7 protein-coding genes and 1 pseudogene are annotated in these 4181 nt (G+C 49.8%); all 8 read right to left on the bottom strand.

The window, feature by feature from the left end:
• Positions 1-100, bottom strand: a pseudogene (locus Q0546_RS11955) (acyl carrier protein); the annotation flags it as partial.
• Positions 97-849, bottom strand: a complete 753-nt coding sequence (locus tag Q0546_RS03170; RefSeq protein WP_298790462.1) for a lysophospholipid acyltransferase family protein — start codon at positions 847-849, stop codon at positions 97-99. The pseudogene Q0546_RS11955 and the gene Q0546_RS03170, both read right to left, overlap by 4 nt.
• Positions 827-1507, bottom strand: a complete 681-nt coding sequence (locus Q0546_RS03165) for a beta-ketoacyl synthase chain length factor (protein ID WP_298790461.1) — start codon at positions 1505-1507, stop codon at positions 827-829. Before Q0546_RS03165 ends, Q0546_RS03170 begins: the two co-directional genes overlap by 23 nt.
• Positions 1508-1522: 15 nt before the next feature.
• A complete protein-coding gene (locus tag Q0546_RS03160) occupies positions 1523-1942 on the bottom strand; it encodes a hypothetical protein (protein WP_002946946.1) in 420 nt (139 codons plus the stop codon).
• A gap of 9 nt (positions 1943-1951) precedes the next feature.
• Positions 1952-2110: a hypothetical protein gene (locus tag Q0546_RS03155; RefSeq protein WP_298790459.1), complete on the bottom strand. Its 159-nt coding sequence runs from the start codon at positions 2108-2110 to the stop codon at positions 1952-1954.
• Positions 2111-2224: 114 nt separating this feature from the next.
• Positions 2225-2404 carry a hypothetical protein gene (locus tag Q0546_RS03150; protein ID WP_298790457.1) on the bottom strand — a complete coding sequence of 60 codons (180 nt, stop codon included), beginning with the start codon at positions 2402-2404 and terminating at the stop codon, positions 2225-2227.
• Positions 2405-2420: 16 nt separating this feature from the next.
• The gene (locus Q0546_RS03145; RefSeq protein WP_298790456.1) at positions 2421-3662 is read right to left on the bottom strand and encodes a beta-ketoacyl-ACP synthase; all 1242 of its coding nucleotides are present in this window, start codon (positions 3660-3662) and stop codon (positions 2421-2423) included.
• Positions 3662-4181 (bottom strand): 3-oxoacyl-ACP reductase FabG (gene fabG / locus Q0546_RS03140; protein WP_298790455.1); only part of this gene is annotated, 520 nt, incomplete at its 5' end. The genes Q0546_RS03145 and fabG, both read right to left, overlap by 1 nt.

Raw genomic sequence — 4181 nt, 5'->3', positions numbered from 1 at the left:
TAAAAAGCGGTGCGTTCTCGTCGATATCGCTTGGCTTCATATCCTCTAAATTTAAGCTCTTTATGATGAGCTCTTTTATCTCATCTATTAGTTCATTCATTGTTTAAACTCCTTTGTATAATTTTCGCTGATAAAAGCGTGCAGCTCTCTAGCCCTGATCGGGTTTGGCCTATCCGCGCAAAATCCGTCTAAATTTAGCCTAAAAAGCTCTTTGAACTCGTATTTTATCATAACGCTCGGGGTTTTGTACCAAGGCTCGTTTTTTTTGAGGCTGGGCGGATCCATTTTGATAGCGACGGCGACTAGCTGTTTTGCCGCATTTACCGCGATATAGGCGGCTGCTTTATGAAAAACTATCTCGCCCGCCGTGCGCGTACCCTCGGGAAATATTATCAAGCTCTCGCCGCTTTTTAGTGCGTCCGCGCTTTTTTGCAAGAGCTCCTCGTTAGCGGTATTTAGGATATATCCGCATGATTTTATCGCGGGAGCTAAGAAGATATTTTTACCAAGGCTTGCTTTTACCACGCAGTTTGCGCGGTGGATAAGCGCTATCAAAAAGACGACGTCTAAAAGCGAAGGGTGATTTGCGATGATTATCTGCGAGGTGGAGCCAAGCCCCAAAGGAAGGTCAAATTTGGTGCGCTGATAGCCACAAATTTGAGTAGAAAATATAAAAAATCTCCAAGCCAAACGCACCAGATCGCGGCAAAAATTTCGGATAAACTTAAATTTATAAAGCCCAAGAAGCGCAACCGGAACAAAGATCAAATTTCCAAGCGCGCAAATGAGTCCAAATAGCGCGAAATTTGCCCCGACGATAAAAATTTTAAACCCGTGACGAGGGCTCATAATCCCACCGCCAAGCGGAGTTTTTATCCGCGCTTTGCCAAGAGCATTTTTGCTTCGGATCAAAATTTTGCAGGAATTTAACGAGCAAATTTTCATCCGTTTTGCCGCTAATTTCGCTTTGCGATAGGCTCAAATTTTCGCCCTCGCTAACTAGCAAACAAACCATACAAGAGGGCGCAGACTCGTCAAAATACTCCTGCGAAATGCTCTCGTGATAGGCTAAAACCAGAGCGTTTTTGGCTCCACTTTTTAGCATCAGATGCGCCTGCAGTAAAGCGTACTCTAACGGCGCGTATGCCGAAACGGCGGAGATTTCACTACGATTTTTAAAATTTATCGCTAAAAGCGAGGAAAGGGCGTTGTGCACCGAGAGCGAAAACGAGGTCGGCGAGATGAGCTCGCCGTGAGCTAGCGTATTTTGCAGCTCAAAACAGCGATTTATCTCGCCCTCATAAGAGCTAAACACGATAGGCATATCAAGCGGCGCGATGTTTTTGGTTAGATCAAAGGCGCACTTTGCCGCGCGGCTAAGCCTGCGCCGCTCAAGCGGGGACACATGCGAGACGTCAAGCTCCCTCTCGTATTCCGCTAGCCTCGCGTCCTGCACGCCGTTAAAAACGACTGCGTCAAAAAAATCGAGTTTAAAATTTAGCCTCATTCGCCCCTCTCGCCGTTATTTCGCGATATCGCCTTTTAGCGTTACGCCGGCCATCAAAGCACCGGCTCCGCACTGAAACTGCGTTTTGGAGTCAAAAGGCTGTTTTTTGTAGTAGCCGGTTAAATTTACCACCCTCGCGCCACCCTCTTGCACCGCGCGCTCTTGGAAAGTCTTTATCGCCGACAAAAACGCCCACTGGCACGCCTCTTTGTCGCTTTTGTTAAAGGCGTTGGTTTTTTTGTTTGCCATTAGGCCGCTTTTGATGATGCCGCCTTTCGTACCAGAGCCGAAGCTTAGCTTGATGTTTGGATTTAGCACCTCTTTTGCCTTTGGCGAGCTTAGCGCCTCCTCGATCGAAAAGCTAAGCACGTCGTCGCGCGCGCTCAAATTTAAAGCCAAGGCGCAAACGCCCGCTAAAACCAGTAATTTTTTCATTTTTTCTCCTTATTTCAAATTTGCTTTCAACGCCACCGCAGTCGCCATATTTCCGACTACGCATTGAAATTTATCCTTGCTATCCAGCAACTTATCCTTATAGTTTCCTTGTATGTTCACGACGCTGTTTTTGCCCGCATTTTTCGCCGCCGTTTGCAGATCGACCAAAACCTTAACAAAAACGTATTCGCAAGACTCCTTGTAGTTATCCTCGCGCGGGTCTTTTACCGCGTCGCCGAAACTATCTTCCTCGACCGCGCGGTATTTGTTGCTACGCCTTTGCTATTTTACGGGCTCTAACTCCTCGTCCGTCTGCTTAGAAAACTGCAAGCTTATATCTTTTAGTAGATATTTCTTTGCAAATTTAGACTCCAGCGCGCTTGCGATATCGTGCTCGTAAAACTCGTCCTTCGCCGCCGCAAAAGAGCAAATCAAAAGCAAAACGGCTAAAATTCGTTTCATATTTTACCTTCAAATTTTAAATTCTTTTAAATATCAGCGATGTATTTACTCCGCCGAAAGCAAAGTTGTTGCTCATAACAAAGTCCGTATCTATCGCGGTTTGCTCGGTCAGGTAAAAAAGCGGCGCGCAACTAGGATCGACGCGGGTCAAATTTATCGTCGGGAAAAATCTTTTCTCGCGCATCATCATCACGCTAAATATCGCCTCAAAACCGCCGCAAGCTCCCAGCGTATGACCAAGGTAGCTTTTTAGCGAGCTGATAGCGATCTTATCGCCAAAAAGCTCGTTTGTAGCGATACTCTCGGCGATGTCGCCGTGCTTAGTCGCCGTGGCGTGAGCATTTACGTAGCCGATCTTTTCGGGCGTTAAATTTGCGTCTTTTAGCGCCAAAGCCATCGCGCCTTTCATCGTCGCGCTCTGCGGTCGCGTGACGTGCGAGCCGTCGCAGTTTGAGCCAAAGCCTACGACCTCGGCGTAAATTTTAGCTCCGCGCTTTACGGCGCTCTCTTCGCTCTCTAGCAAAAGTATCCCCGCGCCCTCGCCTAGCACTAGCCCGTCGCGCTCCTCGTCAAACGGAGTAGGCGAAATTTCAGGCGAGCCGTTTTTCACGCTAGTGGCGTAGAGCATATCAAACACGTACGCCTCGCTCGGGCATAGCTCCTCTGCGCCGCCCGCTAGCATCATATCGATCTTACCGCTTTTGATACTCTCGTAGGCGTATCCGATCGCGTGCGAACCGCTCGTACATGCTGAGGAGGTCGGGATGATGCGCCCTTTTAGCGAGTAAAAAAGCGCGATATTTGCCGCCGTAGTGTGAGGCATCATCTTGATGTAAGTATTGGCGTTGCACTCGTTTTCGCCGCGCTCGAGCAGCTTTGCCATCGCTAGTATCGACTCGGTGCTACCCGTAGACGAACCGCACGCGACGCCTAGTCTGCCGTCCTGTACGCTAGGATCGAGGCTTGCGGCGTCTAAATTTTCACCACGCATGAGCCCGGCGTCTCTTAGCGCCAGCCCCGCCGCCTCTACGCTGTACATCGAGACAGTGCCCAGGCTTCTTAACTGCTTACGGTCCCACGAGCTAGGGCACTCGTAGCCCTCTATAGGTGCGGCCAGGCGGGTATTTAGATCGGCGTATCTATCCCACTGAGGCATGTATCTCACGGCGTTTCGACCAAGCTCAAATTTGGCCCTTATCTCATCCCAGCTCTTGCCAAAAGCGCTCACCATGCCCATGCCCGTTATAAAAACTCGCATCAGCAAAGCCCCCCGTTTACGCCGATAACCTGCCTCGTTATGTAGGCTGCGCCCTCGCTTAGTAAAAACTCGACTAAAGGCGCGACCTCGTCTGCCTTGCCCGCTCTTTTAGCAGGTATGGCCTTTAAAATCTCCTCGATCGGCAAGCCGCCGTCCGTCATATCAGTCTCGATGAGTCCGGGTGCGATGCAGTTTACGGTGATATTTCGCGAAGCTAGCTCAACGGCGAGAGACTTTGCCGCGCCAATGAGGCCAGCCTTGCTTGCTGCGTAGTTACTCTGACCGCGGTTGCCGATGACCCCCGAGACCGAGCTCATGACCACGATGCGAGCGGGCTTTTTGGCGCGGATCATAGGCATGAGAGCAGGCTTTAGGACGTTATAAAAGCCGTTTAAATTCGTATCCACAACGCCAAACCAATCCTCGTCCTCGATACCGACGAAGGTATTATCGCGCGTGATACCTGCGTTTAGCACGACTGCGTAGTAAGCGCCGTTTGCCTCTATATCGGCTTCGATC

Origin of the sequence: uncultured Campylobacter sp. (genome assembly GCF_937997465.1) — a bacterium.
Classification (GTDB): Bacteria; Campylobacterota; Campylobacteria; order Campylobacterales; family Campylobacteraceae; genus Campylobacter_A.
The sequence above is the reverse complement of the archived record's forward strand: the minus strand, read 5'-3'. Positions and strand labels throughout refer to the sequence as shown.